Consider the following 19,759-nt stretch of genomic DNA (forward strand, 5'->3'; position numbering starts at 1 on the left):
CAAGGCCAAGGGTTTATGCGGTCAGGCTGCGCACCCGTTGTGCCAACCACTCAAGATCCGGGTCGTGCAACCCGATCTCGGACAGGTGTTCAGCGGTATTGTAAAGATACTCGGGGTTGGGGCCGCGGCCGCCCACGGCCCGCGCGATGATTTGCGCCTGCTCCTCCAGCGGCAGGCCCCCGCAATACTGCACGTGGTCGGGATCGATCACATAGGTCACTGCCGTCACCGGCTGGCCGCTGTCCAGATGCACGTCCAGCATCTTCTCCACATAGGCTGACGAGATCAATTCGCGCTCGCGCAGTTCCTCAAGGGTGCGTTCCTCATGGCCTGGTTCGACCGCCAGCGCCAAGCCCTTGCAATGGGCATCCGGGTGTTCGTCCAAGGCCAGGACAAGTCCGGGGTTTTCCTCGGTTCCGCGGTGATGGATCGACCGCATGCAAAATGACCGCGCATAGCCGTGAAGTGTCGCCTGCTCGCGCCGGGCCACCGGAAAGCCCGGATTCCACAACAGCGACCCGTATCCGAATACCCACATCGTCATAGTTCTGGTCCTTGCCCGTTTAGGCCTATAAACATCAATTCCAAGGCAGGAAAAAGGGCCATTTGCGATGCGCCGACTGGTACGAGTGTTCATATTTCTGGCCATCCTCTGGGGCGGGTATTGGGCCATAGCCGGGTATGGGCTGCGCAGCGCCATCACCGGTTGGTTCGCGCATCAGCAGGATCTTGGATGGCAGGCCGACTATTCCGACGTGGAAATCGCCGGGTTTCCGCTGCACCACGTGACCCGCTTGAACAGTGTCGCGCTGGCCGATCCGGTGAATGGCACAGCCTGGAGCGCGGATTGGATCGAATTCGAAAGCCCCGCCATCTGGCCCGGACGACAGATCTTGCGCTTTGCGGATACGCCGCAGCGGCTGTCCTATTTCGACCAGACCGCAATCATCCTGGCCGACAGCCTTCAGGCGGAACTGAATTTGCGTCCGGGCGTCGCGCTGGAGTTGGAGAAGATGGCCCTGACATCGGGCAACTGGTCGGTGACCCAGGACGGAACCGACATGGCCGCCGGTCAGTCACTTGCCTTGATCATGGAACAAGGCACCCAGCCCGAGAGCTATGCAATCGGGGTCAGTTCGGATGCCTTCACGCCCGGTGAAGACCTGCGCGCGCTGATGCGAACGGCTGCTTCGCTGCCCCAAGCCTTCGAGACGCTTGAACTGGACATGAATGTTACCTTCGACAAAACCTGGGACCGCTCCGCGCTGGAAGAACGTCGCCCTCAACCTCGTTTGATCGACTTGCATCTTGCCGAGGTGCAATGGGGCGAATTGCGTCTGTTTGCAACCGGCGAACTGGAGGTTGATGAACAGGGCATTCCGGTTGGAGAGATTGCGGTCAAAGCCGAGAACTGGCGTGACATGATTGCCATGGCCAACGCTGCAGGTGCCTTGCCCGATCAGGCCGTTGATCCGGTCACGCGGGCGTTGAACCTGCTGGCCGGCCTCGGAGGCAACCCCAACGCGCTGGACCTGCAGCTGAATTTCCGCGACGGATTCGTGGCTTTGGGACCGTTGCCGTTGGGGCCGGCCCCGCGTCTGATCCTGCGTTAGCGGCAGTAGGGTCCGCTGCGGTAACGGGCGGTATCAAGGTGGAAATGGTTCTGGTGATAGCGGTCTGAATTCGGGCCCAGCACCGTGCCGAAGGGCCCGCACGCCCCGCGCCAGATCTTGGTCAGCTGCTTCTTCGAGGGGTTTTTACGCCAACCGTCCAGAACAGTCACCACCTCGCCATCGGCCATTTTGAAACCCGAGATATCAATGGCCCGACCCTTGCCATGCTCCGAGATCCTTGCACCTTTCCGGTTGTTCCGGGTACGGCAAGCGTAATGTGCGGCAACCTGCAGTTCGACTACTGGGCCGCGCCGTTTGAACGTCGGCTTGACGGTCTTGTCGACCCATTTATTCAAGGCGATCGCCGTACCGCAATCCATCGTGGATGGGCGGCTGAGAACCACGCCCGACACCGATGTGATCTGGACGGCATCCTTGATCCCGCAGGCTTTGATCTTGCCCGGAACCGAGCCCACGGCCTTGCCCTGAATGGCGATATCACCGCACACCGATCCTTTGCGCAGTTTTCGCTTTTTGAACAGGACTTGCTGTTCCAACGCCTCGGGCCGCAGATAGGGTTTGAGCGACGTATCCGGTCCAAGCAGCGGAAGGTCGGCCGGGCGCGCCGCCACGGCTAAGACCTGAGGGGATACGGGCCGCACAGCGGGTCGCATCTTCTCTGGCACAGCAATCGAGGTTGCCGAACTCGGCGGTACATAGGCGGCCTGCACCAGCTCTGCCGCCGGGGATGGCCGCGCAACCGGAACCAGTGATGTGTCGGGGGCCGATGCAGTGGCCGCGCCGGCCCAAACCACCGCAATCATCGACAAGGCTTTGCCTTTGATCAGTTTCATGACTTGGCCTTCACACGCCCGAAATCAGGAGCGTCGGTGTCCTGACCCGCGTCGATGATGCCGCGCCGGATCGCCCTGGTGTGGGTAAAGTAGTCGAACAGGTGCTGACCGTCGCCCGTACGGATCGCACGCTGCAGGGCAAACAGCTCTTCGGTGAAACGACCGAGGATTTCCAGCGTCGCGTCCTTGTTGGTCAGGAACACGTCGCGCCACATGGTCGGGTCCGAGGCCGCGATCCGGGTGAAATCACGGAAACCGGCGGCCGAGTACTTGATGACCTCGGAGTCGGTGACGCGCCGCAGGTCGTCGGCGACGCCCACCATTGTATAGGCGATCAGGTGCGGCGCGTGGCTGGTGACGGCCAAAACCAGATCGTGGTGATCAGCATCCATCTCGTCGACATTGGACCCCATCCCCTCCCACAGGGCGCGCAGGCGGGCGATGGCCTCGGGGTCAGACCCTTCGACCGGAACCAGTAGGCACCAGCGGTTGTCGAACAGCTCAGCAAAGCCGGATTCGGGGCCGGAATGCTCGGTCCCGGCCAGCGGGTGGGCGGGCACGAAATGCACGCCTTCAGGAATATGCGGGCCAACCTCTTCAATGACGTGACGTTTGACCGAGCCTACATCCGAAACGGTCGCGCCGGGCTTGAGCACCGGCGCGATGTCCTTGGCGACGGAGCCCATTGCGCCCACCGGCACGCAGAGCACGACCAGATCGGCACCCTCCACCGCCTCTTGCGCGGTGTCGCAGACCCGGTCGCACAGCCCGATGCGCCGCGCAGTGTCGCGGGTGGCCTCGGACCTGGCATAGCCAGTCACCTCGCCCGCCAACCCGGCGCGCTTGATCGCCCAGTACATCGACGAGGCGATCAGACCCAACCCGATCAGCGCCACGCGGTCATAGATCTGGCTCATGCGGCGCCCCCTTTGAACGCGGTGATGGCCGCAACCACGCGGCGACAGGCCTTTTCGTCGCCCACGGTGATCCGCAGCGCGTTGGGCAGCTTGTAGCCCGCAACCCGGCGCACGATCAAACCTTTCGATTGCAGATAGGCGTCGCAGGCCTCGGCCTCGGCCTGATCCGCGAACCGCGCGAGGATGAAATTGGTGCAGGATGGATCGGACGGAACGCCAATCTTGGCCAGCTCGGCCGACAGCCATTCACGCAGGCGGGCATTTTCGGCCCGGCAGAACTCGACATATTCCACATCGGCCACGGCGGCCTCCGCTGCTGCGATGGCCGTCAGCGACAGGTTGAAGGGCTGGCGCACGCGGTTCAGCACGTCGATGATTTCGCGATGCGCATAGCCCCAGCCGACCCGCATGCCGCCAAGCCCGTAGATCTTCGAGAAGGTCCGGGTCATGATCACGTTGTCGAACCGGTCCACCAGACCGGCACCGCCGTCAAAGCCCGGCACGAATTCCGCATAGGCGCCATCCAGAACCATCAGGCAGGTCTGCGGCAGGCCCTCGGCCAGGCGCGTCAGCTCGGCGTCCGAGATCATGGTCGAGGTCGGATTGCCCGGGTTGGTCACGAACACGATGCGGGTACGGTCAGTCACCGCGGCCAGGATCGCATCGACATCGACCTTGCGGTCGCGCTCGGGCACCTCGACCGGGGTCGCGCCGGCCATGCGGGCGATGATCGGATACATCGAGAAGCCGTGCTCGGTATGGATCACCTCGTCCCCCGGCCCGGCATAGGCCTGGGCCACGAATTGCAGCACTTCGTCACTGCCCACGCCACAAATGATCCGGTCGCGGTCCAGCCCGTGCCGCTCGCCGATCGCGGCGCGCAGGTTGTAGTGATCGGTCACCGGATAGCGATGCAGCATCGTGGCACTTTCGCGCACGGCTTCGATCGCCTTGGGGCTGGGGCCAAAGGGGTTTTCGTTGGAACTCAGCTTGATGACGTTTTCCACGCCCTCGACATGCGACTGACCGCCCTGATACAGCGCGATATCCATGATGCCGGGTTGCGGGGTGATCTTGTTCATGAGGGGCTCCGTTGGTTGCGCCCCTCATACAGGTCTCAAGGCCTTGGGAAAAGCGGCAATTCCGTCACGCCGCCTTGAAGCGGGCGGTTGCCGGATCAGCGGCGTAGAACGGGGCGTATTCCTGCGTGCGGCGCGACAGGTCATTGACGCTGTCGATGATGAACTGAACCGTGTCCTCGGTCATCATGTACGAGAAGTTCAGCCGCACCCAACCCGGTTTCTTCATCTCTTCACCGGCCGACAACGCCGCGTGCAGCGCTTCCGAGGCCGCCTTGTCGATGCCCAGCAGCCGATGCGCATAGGGGCCGGCGCAGGCACACCCGCCGCGCGCCTGAATGCCGTAGATGTCGCTGAGCATCCGGGTGAACAGCTGTTGGTGCACCGGTTGCCCTGCAGTGTCGCGGACCAGGAAGGAAAAGATCGGCAGGCGGTGCGGGTGGTCCACGCCCAGCAGGGTCAGGTGTGGATTGTCACGCCACCCATCCAACGCCATGCGGTTGTACAGCGCCTCGCGCCGGGCGATCTCGTCGGTGCCCACGGCATCCTTGACGATGAAGGCCAGGGCCGCGCGGATGTCGCCGATCACGTTCGGGGTCCCCGCCTCTTCGCGGGTGGCCAGATCAGTACTGTAGTCGTGGCGCCAGGGCGAAACGAAGCTGACCGTGCCCCCGCCCGGCCAGCTGGGACAGGTGCGGCGCACGGCGCTCTGGTTCACGATCAGAACACCCGAAGCCCCCGGCCCGCCCGGAAACTTGTGCGGAGACACGACGATGGCATCCTTGCGCGCATCGTCCGGCCCCATATCCATCGGCAGGTAGGGCCCACCCCCGGCGTAATCCCAGACCGCGCGCGCCCCGTGCCGTTTCAGCAGCCGCGTCACCGGATCGGGGTCAGTGACCACGCCCGTAACGTTCGACGCCGCCGAAAATGACCCAATCACCAGATCCGAGTCCCCATGGTCGATCAGCGTCTGTTTCAACACCGCCATGTCCGGCCCGCCCTCGGGGCCTTCGGGGATCTCGATGACCTGCGCCTTGCTCTCGCGCCAGGGCAGGATGTTCGAATGGTGCTCGTACGGGCCAATCAAGACAACCGGCTGGTCAGCCTCTTGCACTCCCATCAAACTGACCAGCCGGTTGAGTCCCGCAGTGGCACCAGACCCGGTGAAAATCACCGCGTCATCTCCCCTCGCGCCAACGATGCGGGCTATTTCCGCGCGCGCCTCGCGGCGCAGTCGCGTCATGTAGGAACCGCAATAGGAGGCCTCGGTGTGGCTGTTCGCATAGAAAGGCAAAACATGCTGGGCCACAAAATCCTCGACCTGCCGCAATGCGCGGCCCGACGCAACGTAGTCCGCGTACACAAGCGGCACGTCCCCATGAAGACCCGGGATCAGAACGTTCTCTCCGATCAGCCCGTCGCGCAGGGTCGAATTGTGAGTGGCGGCTTGGATTTCTGCACGAAAATGGGACAGGGTCATGTCATTGGCTCCATATTGCATTTCCAATATGATCTACTTTAGCCGAGTAATCTTCACCTATCTTTGCTTGATTTGTTAATTTTTTGGGTCATATGATCTGGAATGAATGAAAAGGTAGATCAAATTGACAAGCGCCTTCTGCGCGAACTGCAAAAAGATGCGACCCTTTCCCAGCGCGAACTGGCCGAGCGAGTCGGACTGTCGCAAAACGCCTGCTGGCGGCGGTTGAAGGCGCTGAACGACGCAGGCGTCCTGACAGGGTCGACAGCCCGGATCGCACGCGAAAAACTGGGGTTGAATCTGGTGGTTTTCGTGATGCTGCGGACCCGGCACCACTCGGCCGAGTGGCTGCAGGCCTTTCGCAGCCATGTCCTGACCATTCCAGAAGTCGTGGATTTCCACCGGATCGGCGGCGACTACGACTATCAGCTACGGGTCGTGACGCAGGATATGGCGACCTATGACAAAGTCTATCAGCGCCTGATCGAGAAGGTCGAACTGGACAGCGTGACCTCGTATTTCGCGATGGAGGCCATCGCAGAAGACCGCCCTCTGCCGATCTGAGTGCTGGCCATGAAAAAGGGCCGCACCTTCGCAGGTACGGCCCGTTTTCTGAAACTGTCTGCGAAGATCAGTTCTTCGCGTAGAATTCGACGACCAGGTTCGGTTCCATCATGACCGGGTACGGCACGTCGCCCAGCGACGGGGTGCGCACGAAGGTCGCGGTCATCTTCGAGTGGTCAACTTCCAGGTAATCCGGAACATCACGCTCGGCCAGGCCAACGGCTTCCAGAACGACGGCCAGTTGCTTGGACTTGTCGCGGACCTCGATCACGTCGCCTTCCTTGACGCGGTAGCTGGGGATGTTCACCCGCTTGCCGTTCACCTTGACGTGGCCGTGGTTCACGAACTGACGTGCGGCGAACACGGTCGGCACGAATTTGGCGCGGTAGACAACAGCGTCCAGACGGCGCTCCAGCAGACCGATCAGGTTTTCACCGGTGTCGCCGTTCACACGTACGGCTTCGGCGTAGATGCGGCGGAACTGCTTTTCGGTCAGGTCGCCGTAATAGCCTTTCAGCTTCTGCTTGGCGCGAAGCTGCAGACCGAAGTCCGAAAGTTTGCCTTTGCGGCGCTGACCATGCTGGCCAGGGCCGTATTCACGACGGTTGACCGGGGATTTCGGGCGACCCCAGATGTTTTCGCCCATCCGGCGGTCGATTTTGTGCTTGGCAGACGTGCGTTTGGTCACGGCTGATCTCCTTCTTAAGGTCGAGGCCCTGACAGGCCACTATGAAGGGCGTTGTCCTCTTGAGGTTTCCCCCATGACAGGCATCCCCTTGCGAGGGCCACCAACACCAATGAAGCCGCGCTTATATCTGCGGACAGACCAGAGTCAACACGCTGCGATGCGTGGACGAAGAAATAGTTCCTAGGGAATGGGCCGTTTATTCAGCGGCGGTCGCCGTCATGTGCGGCGCAAGAACCAACGTTTGCTCCGTTGACCTGCGATGCGTGGGGAAGGAAACAACGTTGTCCGCACCCGATTGGCTTGCGTCGGCATATTCTTCGACGGCGCTCACCCAGAAGTCCTGACCCCGCGGGGGGCAGCTATTTTCGAACAGAAGAACCGCGTCCTTCTGACCTTCGACCAACGTCAACTCGGCCTCGTAGGTCTGCGCCCCATTCGTCAATGAGATAACTGCAAGCGTGGCGATCGGCTTCAGCGTTGCGGCTTCGGGGCCATGCCCGGCCAACGCCATCAACGCCTGATCATGTCCAGTCTTCACGGAATATTCCGCGTCACAATCCGGCAAGCGTGTCATGCACCCATGCCACGACCAAGACGCTCCAATGGCCAAATCTGCCACAGGCGCTGCTTCAAGCCCGTCAATTTCCGTCTGGGACCAAAATACTGCTACGCGACCGTTATACCCGGCTGTCATCTGCCCGCCCGACCTTTCAAACTCATCACCCCGTACACTAGCGTGTGTATCAACGATGAATCCGGCGGAAAAGAGACGGAATTGCAGCTTTCACGAGAATGTTGCCGGAGAGTCAAATCAAATTGAGACTCCGGCGAAACACAATACAACTTTAACGACAGTTATGTGGCATTCGTCAACCGCATTTCGAGTGTCCGCAGCTGCGGCAGGTCATGCAGCCCTCGATCATCACCATGTCATACTGGCCGCAAGACGGGCAGGCCTTGCCGCGTGGTGCGTCCATGTTGACCACCTGCGCCTGCGGGTCAGACTTCAGCCCCATGCCTTCGCCTTCGAGAAACCCGATCGCGATCATGTGCTGCTCGATCACGCCTCCGATCGCCGCCAGGATCGAGGGGATGTACTTGCCCTGCACCCAGGCCCCGCCGCGCGGGTCGAATACGGCCTTCAGCTCTTCGACAACAAAGGACACGTCACCACCGCGCCGGAACACGGCCGAGATCATCCGGGTCAGGGCCAGCGTCCAGGCGTAATGCTCCATGTTCTTCGAGTTGATGAACACTTCGAACGGACGCCGCCGACCACCAATGACGATGTCGTTGATCGTCAGATAGATCGCGTGCTCGCTGTCGGGCCATTTCAACTTGTAGGTCGACCCTTCAAGCGATTGCGGACGATCCAGCGGTTCGGACATGTAGATCACGTCACCGCCATCCACCTCGTGCGGGGCATCGGCGCTCTCGCCCGGCACTTTGTCGTCGCTCTCCGAAACGGTCAGGACCGAACCGGTCACGTCGTTCGGGCGATAGGTGGTGCAGCCCTTGCAGCCCATGTCCCAAGCCTGCAAGTACACGTCCTTGAAGGCATCGAATGAGATGTCCTCGGGGCAGTTGATCGTCTTTGAGATCGAGCTGTCGATCCATTTCTGCGCCGCCGCCTGCATCTTGACATGCTCGGCCGGGGTCAGGGTCTGGGCGTTCACGAAATAGTCGGGCAGTTCCACGTCGCCGAACTTGTCGCGCCACATCTGAACGGCATAGTCCACCACCTCTTCCTCGGTGCGCGAGCCGTCCTTCTGCAGCACCTTGCGGGTGTAGGCATAGGCAAAGACCGGCTCGATCCCCGACGACACGTTGCCCGCATAGAGCGAGATCGTCCCAGTGGGTGCGATCGAGGTCAGTAGCGCATTGCGGATCCCATGGTCGCGGATGGCCTGGCGTACATCGTCATCCATCTGCTGCATGGTGCCGCTGGCAAGGTATTTCTCGGCATCGAACAGGGGAAAGGCCCCTTTTTCTTTGGCCAAGTCGACCGACGCCAGATACGCGGCGCGGGCGATCGCGTGCAACCAGCGCTCGGTCTGACGCGCCGCCTTGTCCGAGCCATAGCGCAGGCCCAGCATCAACAGAGCATCCGCCAGCCCGGTCACGCCCAGACCGATACGGCGCTTGGCCTGCGCCTCGGCGGCCTGCTGCGGCAGCGGGAATTTCGAGGCATCCACCACGTTGTCCATCATGCGAACGGCCGTTGCGACAAGCTCCTGCAACGCGGCCTCGTCCAGTTGGGCCGCGTCTTCGAACGGTGCCGACACCAGCCGTGCCAAGTTGATCGAACCCAACAGACAGGCGCCATACGGCGGCAGGGGCTGCTCGCCGCAGGGGTTGGTGGCGGCGATGGTCTCGGCGTAGCTCAGGTTGTTGGCCTGGTTGATCCGGTCGATGAAGATCACGCCCGGCTCGGCATAGTCATAGGTGGCCTGCATGATCTTGTTCCACAGATCGCGGGCCTGCACCGTGTGATAGACCTTGCCGTCAAAGACCAGATCCCACGAAGCATCGGCCTTGACCGCCTCCATGAAGGCATCGGTCACCAGCACCGACATGTTGAACATGCGCAGGCGGGCCGGGTCGGATTTGGCGGTGATGAACTGTTCGATATCCGGATGGTCGCAACGCATCGTCGCCATCATTGCGCCCCGGCGCGAGCCCGCCGACATGATCGTGCGGCACATGGCGTCCCACACATCCATGAACGACAGCGGCCCCGAGGCATCGGCAGCCACCCCATGCACGTCCGCGCCGCGCGGCCGGATGGTCGAGAAATCATAGCCGATCCCCCCGCCCTGCTGCATGGTCAGCGCGGCCTCTTTCAGCATGTCGAAAATACCACCCATGCTGTCGGGGACCGTGCCCATGACGAAACAGTTGAACAGCGTCACCTGCCGCGCGGTGCCTGCTCCGGCCGTGATGCGCCCGGCGGGCAGGTATTTGAAATCCTCAAGCGCTTCGTAGAACTTCTGCTCCCAATGCGAGGGGTCCTTTTCCACCCGAGCCAGATCGCGCGCAATCCGCCGCCACGTATCTTCAACCGACTTGTCGATCGGCGTGCCATCCGCCTGTTTGAAGCGGTATTTCATGTCCCATATCTGCTCGGCGATGGGGGCGGCAAAGCGGCTCATAAGAGTTCCTATACGTTGTGCTGGGCTAGTGGAACCTCACTATATATGACATTGAACATGCCGTTCCAGCAAAAATAGTAGCGGCTTTGCCGATTGACCATTTGCCATTTGATTGGCAGAATCTGGAAGATTCTATCCTGTGCCTTTCGGGGACAGGATAGGTGGTGGAGATGGAGGGACTCGAACCCTCGGGGCGTCGGCTGGGAAGACCTCACCCCGCACCATGCCATCCCCGACTGATTGGCGCCCCGTTTATTCGGGGTGCCAGCATCTTCAGCCTATTGGTCTGTTTGTGGTTCCCCCTCTTCACTTGATTGCCGCATTGACACTGATTCCGTGTATTGAAAGAGGCACCCAGAATAGACGCTGCCCCCCGCAAACCACAACAGCTTGATAGCGCGCAACGGTAAGCTACAATATAAAGATAATCCGTGGGACGACTCTGTGGGAAAGCTGTGGATAATTACATCAACCTGGTGAAACTCTCGGTCGGGTCCGAGAGCGTGGACAGCCTGATCGCCTGGCAGGACAGCTATCGCCGGCGGTTTCCGGATGGCCTGCCCCGCCACATCACCCGCATGTGGCCCAAGCGCGAGGTCGAGATTCTGAACGGCGGGTCAATCTTCTGGGTCATCAAGGGTGTTATCCAGTGTCGCCAGCGCATCCTGCGGCTGGACGAGGTGATGGGTGAGGATGGCATCCGCCGCTGCGCCATCGTGCTGGACCCGCAGGTCCACCGCACCCAGGGCGCGCAGAAACGGCCCTTTCAAGGCTGGCGCTATCTGAAACCCGAGGATAGCCCCGCAGACCTGCCCGAAAGCCGCGCGCAGGACGACGCTCTGCCCGAGGATCTGAACCGCGCGCTGGCCGAGATCGGCGTCCTCTGACCTCAGCCCAGACGGCGCATCACTTCTGTAAGAGCAGCCTTTTCGGTGGCCCCGTACTCCGCAACCCGGCTGCGCCACAGAGTGGCCTGCGATTGCAGGATCAACCCGTCCGAGAGGATCTTGAGGTGGTTGGCGCGCAGGGTCTCACCGGTCGAGGTGATGTCGGCAATCGCCTCGGCGGTTTCGTTCATCACCGTGCCCTCGGTCGCCCCCTGGCTGTCGACCAGCGTATAGTCGGCAACCCCGGAATCGGTCAGGAACTCGCGCACCAGACGGTGGTACTTGGTGGCGATCCGCAGGCGGTGTCCGTGCGCGGCCCGAAAGGCGGCGGCGGCGGCGTCCAGATCATCCAGCGTCTCGACATCGACCCAGCAGGCCGGAACCGCGATCACCAGATCGGCCTGGCCAAAGCCCAGCGGCGCGATTTCTTCGACCTGCTGTTCCCAGCGCGGAAGTTTCTCGTGCACCAAGTCAGTGCCGGTCACGCCCAGGTGAATCCGCCCGGCAGCCAGCTCGCGCGGGATCTCTCCAGCCGACAGCAGGATCAGCGAGACATCCTCGATCCCATCAACCTTGCCGGCATATTCCCTGTCGGACCCGGCGCGCGACAGCTCGATCCCGTGGCGGGCGAACCAGGCAAAGGTTTTCTCCATCAGCCGCCCCTTGGACGGCACGCCCAGCTTCAGGGTCATTGGCCCGCCTCCTCGATTTCCAGCATCAGGTCGGGGCGCAGCACGCCACCCACCGCCGGGATCTCGGCCCCGTTGCCCAGCCGCCGCGTCAGCGCGTCATAGCGCCCGCCGGTGGCGATGGGCGGCAGGTCGGGGCGGCGCTCGGCGTAGAAACCGAAAACGAACCCGTCGTAATATTCCATCGAGGTGCGCCCATACGAGGCTTCGAAATCCAGCCTGCCGACATCAACGCCACGCGCCTGCAGGGCGGCGATCCGCGCCTCGAGCCGGTCCAGCGCGGGGATGATCTGAGGTAGATCGACGGCGATATCGCGCAGGTGCTCCAGCGCATAGGGCATGGTCTCGCGCACGCCCAGCAGCGAGTCCAGCCCGGCCATTTCCGTGTCGGAAATCGGCGGCGTGTCGCGGTCGGCGCGCAGGGCGTCGATACGGGCGGCAATCTCGGCCGGTCGGCGCTTACCGATCACCGGCGCGTCGCAGGCCATCGGGTCGGCCGCCGCGAGCAACGCGGCGCGGTGGTCCGGCTCGGGCTTGCGACCCGCGAACCGGTCCAGCAGAGCCCGGAACCGGCGCGGACGCCACAGGTGGCGCATCAGCGCGGCCTTGCGTTGGTCGGAGGTGCGCAGGCCCTGAACGGCTGCGGTCAGAATGCCGATGTCCCCGGTCGCCGCGCGCAACGGCAGACCCCGCAATTGCAGGGCAAATAGCGAGAATACCTCGGCATCGGCCCCTGCCGGATCGTCGCGTTCAAAGACCTCGTAGCCCACCTGGATGTATTCATTGGCGCGGTCGGAGTCATGTTCCTGACGCCGGAAAACCTCGCCCGAATAGGTATAACGCGCCGGTTCGGCCCCGTCGCGCATGTGCATCTGCACCACCGGCAGAGTGAAATCCGGGCGCAGCATCTGTTCGCCGCGCAGCGCGTCCGAGGTGACATAGGCGCGCGCGCGGATATCCTCGCCGTAGAGGTCCAGCAGCGTCTCGGCCGATTGCAGCAGCGGCGGGTCGACGACCTGCGCCCCGGCGGCCTCGAATCGCACGCGCATCATCGCGGCCCGGGCCTGAATCTGGGATCGGTTGGGCATGGCTCAGTCCTGACTGTCCAGAATCTCGCGCACCTTGGCGACCAGATCGCCGCGCGGCACCTCAAACTGGCTGGGGCGTTCCTTCCATTCCTCAAGCGTGGCACTTTCGGCGATCTTGGCGCCCAGAATCAGGTCCTTGATCTGAACCACGCTGCGGTCCTTCTCGTCCCCGCCCTCGATCACCGCGACGGGCGAGTTGCGCTTGTCTGCGTATTTCAGCTGATTGCCGAAATTCTTGGGGTTGCCCAGGTAGACCTCGGCGCGGATGCCGGCATTGCGCAGCTCGGCCACCATCGCCTGATAATCGGCCATGCGGTCCCGGTCCATCACGGTCACGACGACCGGCCCGGTGTCATGCGACTTGATCCGCCCTTTTTCGCGCAGCGCGGCCAGCAACCGGTCGACCCCGATCGAGATGCCCGTCGCGGGCACTTCCTGTCCGGTGAAGCGCTTGACCAGATCATCATAGCGCCCGCCGCCTGCGACGGAACCAAATTGCCGCTTGCGGCCCTTTTCGTCGAAGATCTCGAAGGTCAGCTCGGCCTCGTAGACCGGACCGGTGTAGTATCCCAGCCCTCGCACGACCGAGGGGTCGATCTGGATGCGGTCGGCACCATAGCCGCCGGCGGCCAGCAATTCGCCGATCTGTTCCAGTTCCGAGATGCCTTCGGCGCCGATCTTGCTGTCGCCCACGGCCGCGCGCAGGTTGGCCAGCGTTCCGGCGGCGTCATCAGCCTTGGATGTCAGGAAGGCGATCACCGGCTCGGCCTGATCGTCGGACAGGCCCACACCATCGATGAACGCGCCCGAGGCGTCCAGCCGGCCCTTGGTCAGCAACTCGCGCACGCCCTGCTCACCCACTTTGTCGAACTTGTCTATGGTGCGCAGAACGTCATCGCGCGCCGCCGCGTCCGTGCTCAGGCCCATGGCCTCGAGCACGCCGTTCAGGACCTTGCGGTTGTTGACCCGCACCATATAGTCGCCGCGCGGGATGCCCACGGTCTCCAGCGTGTCGGAGAGCATGGCGCAGATTTCGGCATCGGCGGCCATGCTGGCCGTACCGACCGTATCCGCATCACACTGATAGAACTGGCGATACCGCCCCGGCCCCGGCTTTTCGTTGCGCCAGACCGGCCCCATCGCATAGCGGCGATAGGGCGTGGGCAGGTCATTGCGATGCTGGGCATAGACCCGTGCCAGCGGCGCGGTCAGGTCATAACGCAGCGCCATCCAGTCGCCGTTGCCGCCCTCGTCGAACTCCTGCCAGGCGAACACGCCTTCGTTGGGGCGGTCTACATCGGGCAGAAACTTGCCCAGCGCCTCGACCGTTTCCACGGCGCTGCTTTCCAGCGCGTCAAACCCATAGCGATGATAGACGTCCGCAATCGTCCGCAGCATCTCGGTGCGCTGCGTGACTTCCTGGCCGAAATAGTCGCGGAACCCTTTCGGCGTGACGGCCTTGGGGCGGGGCTGTTTCTTGGGCTTGGCCATGTGGGGCGTCCTTGGGATTTCATCACTTGCGCGCGCGGTCTATCCCATGGTCTGGGTCGGGGCAAGCCAGCGCTGGCATTGCGCGCGCCACAGCGGTATGACCGCACCAGATCACAGGAGCCCCAGCGATGCAGCATCTGGAAGAAAAAATTGCCCATCTGACCCGCACCGTGGATGACCTGAGCATGGTGGTCGCCAAGCAGCAGGACGAAATCGACCGCCTGACCCGCCGCGTGGCGATGTTGATGCAGCGCGAAGCCGAACGTGCGCAGGAAGGATCCGGCGGAGTCATTCTGGGCGACGAGCGCCCACCGCACTATTGAGCTCAGCCCCTACAGCCCAAGCGTTGATCTAACGGCATCGTCGACGACACCACCCAACAGGGCATCCTCATCGCCTGCGCAACCTTCGGTCAGCGCTGAAAGAAAAGCCTCACGCAGCTTGGCCTTTTCTTCGTCCGAGGATGCAAACTCTTCGATATCAACCTGACGGTTGTAGAGCGAAAGAGCGGTCATCTTTCTGACGACGTCGAAAACGTATTCATCATTCCCATCAGCCTCTTCGATGACCGAAGCGCAGGTGTGGTACATCAGCGGAAGCGCGTCTTGCGCCATCTGGTCGGCGGCCTCGTCCGCCGTGCCGATGGACGGGAGAAGGATCAAGCCAGCCAGAACAGGTTTGAAATCAAGCAGTCGCATCAGGGCTCCTTTCTGAAGGCGGTCAGTCATGGACACCCCCGTCACTTGCGGTTTGCCCCAATGATTGCTCCGACAACCGCACCTGCGGCCGCGCCTTTGCCATCTCCGATCAACGCTCCGACGCCGGCGCCGATCAGGGCACCCTTCAGCGCGTCTTCTTCCTTCTTCTCCGCCAAAGCGGCTGACGCAGGCAAGACGATCAGCGATGTCGCCAATATGCAGGCTGGCGCCTGCGCGCATTTCCTTAAGATCCGCATTTGGTTGCCCTCCCGTGACCAAGCCCGAACCGGGTGGTCAGCGTAGCCCGCTCCAGGAATTCTGGCAACAAAGGCCATCCCCGGGCTATTTGCGCCGAATGCCGATTGGTCTGCCGATCTGCGGCTCGGGGGGCAATGTGGCATGGTCGGACACCATTCGCGCCAGCCGCGCCGCGGCCCAGTCCGGATAGGGTTCCGACCGGCCTGTTGTGTGGCTGACATTCATGAACAGGGCCTCTTGGGTGGCACAGACCACGCCATCCTCGGCCGACACCATCTGCGCAAAATAGTGACCACGCTTGTGATCGGCGTCCAGCATCCGAAACCGGAACACCAGCGCCTCACCCTCGCGAACCTCGCGCAGGAAATGCAGATGCGATTGCAGGATGTACGGCCCCTGCCTCAGCGCCGCGACCTGTGGTTCGCCCAGGCCGAGATGATCGACCAGAAGCCGTTCAAAGGCCAGATCGAACACCACGCCGTAATACCCCACATTCATGTGGCTGTTGTAATCGATCCAGTCTGGCCGAACCGTGAAACCGGTGATTTCGACCGGCGCGGGGTACGGTCCGTCATGGCCGCCCAAGGGTTCTGATTGCGGAGTCATTCGCCGTCGTCCTCCTCGAAGATCGCCACCGCGCGGATGAACCCGGCCGAGGCGCCCTTAATCTTAAACGGAAAGCACGAGATCTCGAACCCCGTGGGCGGCAGGCTTTCCAGATTGGTCAGCTTCTCCATGTGGCAATAGCCGATCTCCATCGACGCGCGGTGCCCCTCCCAGATGATCGAGGGGTCATGGGTTTCCGCGTATTCCTGTGCGGTCAGCGGGAAGGGCGCGTCCCAGCTCCAGGCGTCGGTGCCGGTCACGCGCACGCCGCGCTCGGTCAGGTACAGCGTGGCTTCGCGCCCCATTCCGCAGCCTTTCATCAGGTAATCCGGCTGGCCATAACAGGTGCCGGCGGAGGTATTGACCACGACGATATCCAGCGGTCGCAGGTCATGCCCGATCCGCTTCAGCTCGGCCGCGACATCGGCGGCGGTGACGACGTAGCCATCCTCGAAATGCCGGAAATCCAGCTTCACGCCCGGGTTCATGCACCACTCCAGCGGCACCTCGTCGATGGTGATCGCCCGCTCGCCCCGGTTCATGGTCGAGTGGTGGTGGTACGGCGCGTCCAGATGGGTGCCGTTATGGGTGGCTATCTGCAGCCGTTCGATGGCCCAACCCTCGCCGTCGGGCAGGTCCTCTTTCTTCAGACCGGGGAAAAAGGCCATCACCTGCTCGGTCGTCTGGTCGTGGCTCATGTATTCGATCTGCGGCAGCATGATCGGCGGGTCCGACACGATGCCGGTTTCCAGCGGGACGGACAGATCGACGAAACGGCGGGCCATGAACTCCTCCGGGATTGCGCGGCTCAAGGGTTGGCTGGCTGCAAGCATCTGTCAAGCCAAGAAAAAGGCGGGCACGCAGGCCCGCCTTTTCAGGGTTTTGGTGAGTGGTGGCAGTCGTTACTCGGCCGCGATGGCGTCCTCGATCTTTTCGATACGGATAGCCGAGAACTTGAACTCGGGGATCTTGCCATAGGGATCGATGGCCGGGTTCGTCAGGATGTTCGCCGCCGCCTCGACATAGGCGAAGGGGATGAACACCATATCCTCGGCGATCGCCCGGTCGGCGCGCACCATGATCTCGATCGAGCCGCGCCGGGTGGTCAGACGCACCATCTCGCCGGGTTCGATCCCCATCAGCTTGAGCGTGCGCGGGTTCATCGAACAGTTCGCCTCGGGCTCGACCGCGTCCAGAACCTTGGCACGACGGGTCATGGACCCGGTGTGCCAGTGTTCCAGTTGCCGCCCTGTGGTGGCAATCATGGGGAATTCCTCGTCCGGGGCCTCATCCGGGGGGATGATGCTGGCCGGGGTGAATTTCGCACGGCCATCCGGGCGCGGGAAGCCGTCGCCGAACACGATGGACTGGCCCGGATCGGTCTCGGACAGCGACGGATAGGTGATGCTCTCGGTCTCGAGCCGCTCCCAAGTGATGTTGTCCAGCGAAGCCATGGTCAGCTTCATCTCGTTGAACACCTGCGAGACATCCGTGTAATCCCAGTTCAGCCCGATGCGCTTTGCCAGATCGACGGTGATCGCCCAATCCTCGCGCGCTTCGCCCGGCGGCGGCACCGCAGGGCGCACGCGCTGCACCTGACGGTTGGTGTTCGACACTGTGCCGTTCTTTTCATACAGCGCCGAGGCCGGCAGGATGATGTCGGCATAGTTCGCCGTTTCGGTCAGGAAGATGTCCTGCACGATCATCAGGTCCAGCTTGGCCAGCGCCTCGCGGGCGTGGTGCACGTCGGGGTCGGACATGGCCGGGTTTTCGCCCATGATATACATGCCCTTGATCTTGCCGGCATAGGCGTGGTCGATGATTTCGGTCACGGTCAAGCCCTTCTCGTTCGAGAAATCGCCCGAGTTCCAGACTTGACTGAACTTGGCCCGCACGGCGTCGTCGGTGACCGACTGGTAGTCAGGCAGGAACATCGGGATCAGGCCGGCATCCGAGGCCCCCTGTACGTTGTTCTGCCCGCGCAGCGGGTGCAGACCGGCGCCCGGCTTGCCGACATTGCCCGTCATCAGCGCCAGCGAGATCAGGCAGCGCGAATTGTCGGTGCCGTGGATATGCTGGCTGACGCCCATGCCCCAGAAGATCAGGCCCGCATTCGCATTGGCAAAGATCCGGGCCACGCGGCGCAGCTGATCCGGTTCGATACCGCAGATCGGGGCCATCTTCTCGGGGGTGAACTGGCGCAGGTGTTCCTTCTCGGCCTCCCAGTTCTCGGTCCAGCGGTGGATGTACTGGCTGTCATACAGCTCTTCCTCGACGATCACGTTCATGATCGCGTTCAGCATCGAGACATCGGCACCGGGCCGGAACTGCAGCATCTCGGTCGCGAATTTGCGCATGCCCACGCCGCGCGGGTCCATCACGATCAGCTTGCCGCCGCGCTTGGCGAACTGCTTGAAATAGGTCGCCGCGACGGGGTGGTTCTCAATCGGGTTGGCGCCGATGATGATCGCCACATCGGCATTCTCGATCTCGTTGAAGGTCGCGGTCACCGCGCCCGAGCCCACGTTCTCGATCAGCGCGGCCACCGACGAGGCGTGGCACAGCCGCGTGCAGTGGTCCACGTTGTTGTGGCCAAAACCCTGCCGGATGAACTTCTGGAACAGATAGGCCTCTTCGTTGGTGCATTTGGCCGAGCCAAAGCCCGCCACGCTGCGCGGATCCTCATCCCGCAGCTTCATCAGCCCCTTGGCGGCCAGGTCCAGCGCCTCGTCCCAGGTTGCCTCGCGGAAATGGGTGCTCCAGTCGGCGGGATCGACGTTCAACCCCTTGGGTGGCGCATTCTCGCGCCGGATCAGCGGCTTGGTCAGGCGGTGCGGGTGGTGGATGTAGTCGAACCCGAACCGGCCCTTGACGCACAGGCGGCCTTCATTGGCTGGGCCGTTGATGCCCTCGACATATTTGACCTTGCCGTCCTTGACCTTGAGGCTGACCTTGCAGCCCACCCCGCAGAAGGGGCAGACGCTTTCGGTCTCGGAATCGTAATCCTTGCTGTCGCCGCGCTGCTGGTCGTCCAGCACGGTGGCGGGCATCAGCGCGCCGGTGGGGCAAGCCTGAACGCATTCGCCGCAAGCCACGCAGGTTGAGTCACCCATCGGGTCGTTCTGGTCGAACACCACCTGGGCGGTATGCCCTCGGCCGGCCATGCCGATCACGTCATTCACCTGCACGTCGCGGCAGGCACGGACGCAGAGGTTGCAGTTGATGCAGGCATCCAGATTGACCCGCATCGCCACATGGCTGTCATCCAGAAGAGGGATCTTATCGGGCTCTTTCGCCGGAAAGCGGCTGTCGCTGACATCGTTCAGCTTGGCCATGTCCCAAAAATGGCTCGAGGCATCATGCGGCTGTTCGGGCTGATCGGCCACCAGCAGTTCCATCACCAGCGCGCGCGATTTCTCGGCGCGGTCGGTGTCGGTTTTCACCACCATCCCCTCGGCCGCCGGGCGGATGCACGAGGCAACCAGCGTGCGCTCGCCCTCGACCTCGACCATACAGGCGCGGCAGTTGCCGTCGGGGCGATAGCCCGGCGCGGGCTTGTGGCACAGATGCGGGATGACCAGACCCTTCCCGTTGGCCGCTTCCCAGATCGTGGTGCCTTCGGGCACGGTCACGTCTTCGCCGTTCAGGTTGAAGGTGACGGTCTTGGTTTCGCTTGCGTCAAGCATGGCTGT

20 protein-coding genes are annotated in these 19,759 nt (G+C 62.6%); 4 read left to right on the forward strand and 16 right to left on the reverse strand.

Going from position 1 to position 19,759, the window contains the following annotated elements; genetic code table 11:
• Positions 1-13: 13 nt before the first annotated feature.
• Positions 14-544: a gamma-glutamylcyclotransferase gene (locus tag ACR3EL_RS12935; protein ID WP_170339938.1), complete on the reverse strand. Its 531-nt coding sequence runs from the start codon at positions 542-544 to the stop codon at positions 14-16.
• Positions 545-611: 67 nt separating this feature from the next.
• Between ACR3EL_RS12935 and ACR3EL_RS12940 the strand changes: the two genes are divergently transcribed.
• A complete protein-coding gene (locus ACR3EL_RS12940) occupies positions 612-1,613 on the forward strand; it encodes a DUF2125 domain-containing protein (protein ID WP_480721854.1) in 1,002 nt (333 codons plus the stop codon).
• Here the strand turns inward: ACR3EL_RS12940 and ACR3EL_RS12945 are convergent.
• The 4 genes from ACR3EL_RS12945 to ACR3EL_RS12960 form a co-directional block, all read right to left on the reverse strand.
• Positions 1,610-2,467: an extensin-like domain-containing protein gene (locus ACR3EL_RS12945; protein ID WP_170339935.1), complete on the reverse strand. Its 858-nt coding sequence runs from the start codon at positions 2,465-2,467 to the stop codon at positions 1,610-1,612. The genes ACR3EL_RS12940 and ACR3EL_RS12945 overlap by 4 nt on opposite strands.
• Positions 2,464-3,384 carry a prephenate/arogenate dehydrogenase family protein gene (locus ACR3EL_RS12950; protein WP_093964624.1) on the reverse strand — a complete coding sequence of 307 codons (921 nt, stop codon included), beginning with the start codon at positions 3,382-3,384 and terminating at the stop codon, positions 2,464-2,466. Before ACR3EL_RS12950 ends, ACR3EL_RS12945 begins: the two co-directional genes overlap by 4 nt.
• Positions 3,381-4,466, reverse strand: coding sequence for a histidinol-phosphate transaminase (gene hisC / locus ACR3EL_RS12955; protein WP_170339933.1), 1,086 nt, complete (start codon positions 4,464-4,466; stop codon positions 3,381-3,383). The genes ACR3EL_RS12950 and hisC overlap by 4 nt, the downstream gene beginning before the upstream one ends.
• A 64-nt stretch (positions 4,467-4,530) precedes the next feature.
• Positions 4,531-5,946, reverse strand: coding sequence for an aminotransferase class V-fold PLP-dependent enzyme (locus ACR3EL_RS12960; RefSeq protein ID WP_170339931.1), 1,416 nt, complete (start codon positions 5,944-5,946; stop codon positions 4,531-4,533).
• Positions 5,947-6,048: 102 nt separating this feature from the next.
• Between ACR3EL_RS12960 and ACR3EL_RS12965 the strand changes: the two genes are divergently transcribed.
• On the forward strand, positions 6,049-6,510 hold the full coding sequence (locus ACR3EL_RS12965; protein ID WP_170339929.1) for an Lrp/AsnC family transcriptional regulator: 462 nt from the start codon (positions 6,049-6,051) through the stop codon (positions 6,508-6,510).
• A 67-nt stretch (positions 6,511-6,577) separates the two neighbouring features.
• On the opposite strand, the gene rpsD is transcribed toward ACR3EL_RS12965, so the two are convergent.
• The 3 genes from rpsD to ACR3EL_RS12980 all read right to left on the reverse strand — a co-directional run bounded on the left by rpsD (position 6,578) and on the right by ACR3EL_RS12980 (position 10,350).
• A complete protein-coding gene (rpsD, locus tag ACR3EL_RS12970) occupies positions 6,578-7,198 on the reverse strand; it encodes a 30S ribosomal protein S4 (protein ID WP_093964621.1) in 621 nt (206 codons plus the stop codon).
• Between the two features lie 196 nt (positions 7,199-7,394).
• Positions 7,395-7,736: a hypothetical protein gene (locus ACR3EL_RS12975; RefSeq protein ID WP_480721859.1), complete on the reverse strand. Its 342-nt coding sequence runs from the start codon at positions 7,734-7,736 to the stop codon at positions 7,395-7,397.
• 331 nt (positions 7,737-8,067) lie between these two features.
• On the reverse strand, positions 8,068-10,350 hold the full coding sequence (locus ACR3EL_RS12980) for an adenosylcobalamin-dependent ribonucleoside-diphosphate reductase (RefSeq protein ID WP_170339926.1): 2,283 nt from the start codon (positions 10,348-10,350) through the stop codon (positions 8,068-8,070).
• A 455-nt stretch (positions 10,351-10,805) separates the two neighbouring features.
• Here ACR3EL_RS12980 and ACR3EL_RS12985 point away from each other — a divergent pair, with 455 nt between their 5' ends.
• A complete protein-coding gene (locus ACR3EL_RS12985) occupies positions 10,806-11,237 on the forward strand; it encodes a DUF1489 family protein (protein WP_480721861.1) in 432 nt (143 codons plus the stop codon).
• 2 nt (positions 11,238-11,239) lie between these two features.
• On the opposite strand, the gene hisG is transcribed toward ACR3EL_RS12985, so the two are convergent.
• Genes hisG through hisS form a run of 3 tightly spaced genes read right to left on the reverse strand, consistent with a single transcriptional unit; the run spans position 11,240 to position 14,505 of the window.
• A complete protein-coding gene (gene hisG / locus ACR3EL_RS12990) occupies positions 11,240-11,929 on the reverse strand; it encodes an ATP phosphoribosyltransferase (protein WP_480721864.1) in 690 nt (229 codons plus the stop codon).
• Positions 11,926-13,014 (reverse strand): ATP phosphoribosyltransferase regulatory subunit, encoded by a 1,089-nt coding sequence (locus ACR3EL_RS12995; protein ID WP_170339923.1) that lies wholly within the window; start codon positions 13,012-13,014, stop codon positions 11,926-11,928. The genes hisG and ACR3EL_RS12995 overlap by 4 nt, the downstream gene beginning before the upstream one ends.
• A gap of 3 nt (positions 13,015-13,017) precedes the next feature.
• Positions 13,018-14,505: a histidine--tRNA ligase gene (hisS, locus tag ACR3EL_RS13000; RefSeq protein WP_480721867.1), complete on the reverse strand. Its 1,488-nt coding sequence runs from the start codon at positions 14,503-14,505 to the stop codon at positions 13,018-13,020.
• 128 nt (positions 14,506-14,633) lie between these two features.
• On the opposite strand from hisS, the gene ACR3EL_RS13005 reads away from it, so the two are divergent.
• A complete protein-coding gene (locus tag ACR3EL_RS13005; protein ID WP_170357101.1) occupies positions 14,634-14,828 on the forward strand; it encodes a SlyX family protein in 195 nt (64 codons plus the stop codon).
• A gap of 9 nt (positions 14,829-14,837) precedes the next feature.
• Here the strand turns inward: ACR3EL_RS13005 and ACR3EL_RS13010 are convergent, their stop codons facing one another.
• The 5 genes from ACR3EL_RS13010 to fdhF all read right to left on the reverse strand — a co-directional run bounded on the left by ACR3EL_RS13010 (position 14,838) and on the right by fdhF (position 19,753).
• Positions 14,838-15,233, reverse strand: a complete 396-nt coding sequence (locus tag ACR3EL_RS13010; RefSeq protein ID WP_254437790.1) for a hypothetical protein — start codon at positions 15,231-15,233, stop codon at positions 14,838-14,840.
• Positions 15,234-15,244: 11 nt separating this feature from the next.
• Positions 15,245-15,460 carry a YMGG-like glycine zipper-containing protein gene (locus ACR3EL_RS13015; protein WP_170339494.1) on the reverse strand — a complete coding sequence of 72 codons (216 nt, stop codon included), beginning with the start codon at positions 15,458-15,460 and terminating at the stop codon, positions 15,245-15,247.
• An 85-nt stretch (positions 15,461-15,545) separates the two neighbouring features.
• Entirely contained in the window at positions 15,546-16,067 is a 522-nt protein-coding gene (locus ACR3EL_RS13020; RefSeq protein WP_170339919.1) for a thioesterase family protein, read from the reverse strand.
• Positions 16,064-16,852: a cyclase family protein gene (locus ACR3EL_RS13025; protein WP_170339918.1), complete on the reverse strand. Its 789-nt coding sequence runs from the start codon at positions 16,850-16,852 to the stop codon at positions 16,064-16,066. Before ACR3EL_RS13025 ends, ACR3EL_RS13020 begins: the two co-directional genes overlap by 4 nt.
• Positions 16,853-16,969: 117 nt before the next feature.
• The gene (gene fdhF / locus ACR3EL_RS13030) at positions 16,970-19,753 is read right to left on the reverse strand and encodes a formate dehydrogenase subunit alpha (RefSeq protein ID WP_170339916.1); all 2,784 of its coding nucleotides are present in this window, start codon (positions 19,751-19,753) and stop codon (positions 16,970-16,972) included.
• Positions 19,754-19,759: the final 6 nt, after the last annotated feature.

This window comes from Ruegeria sp. BJ3 (assembly GCF_056535665.1).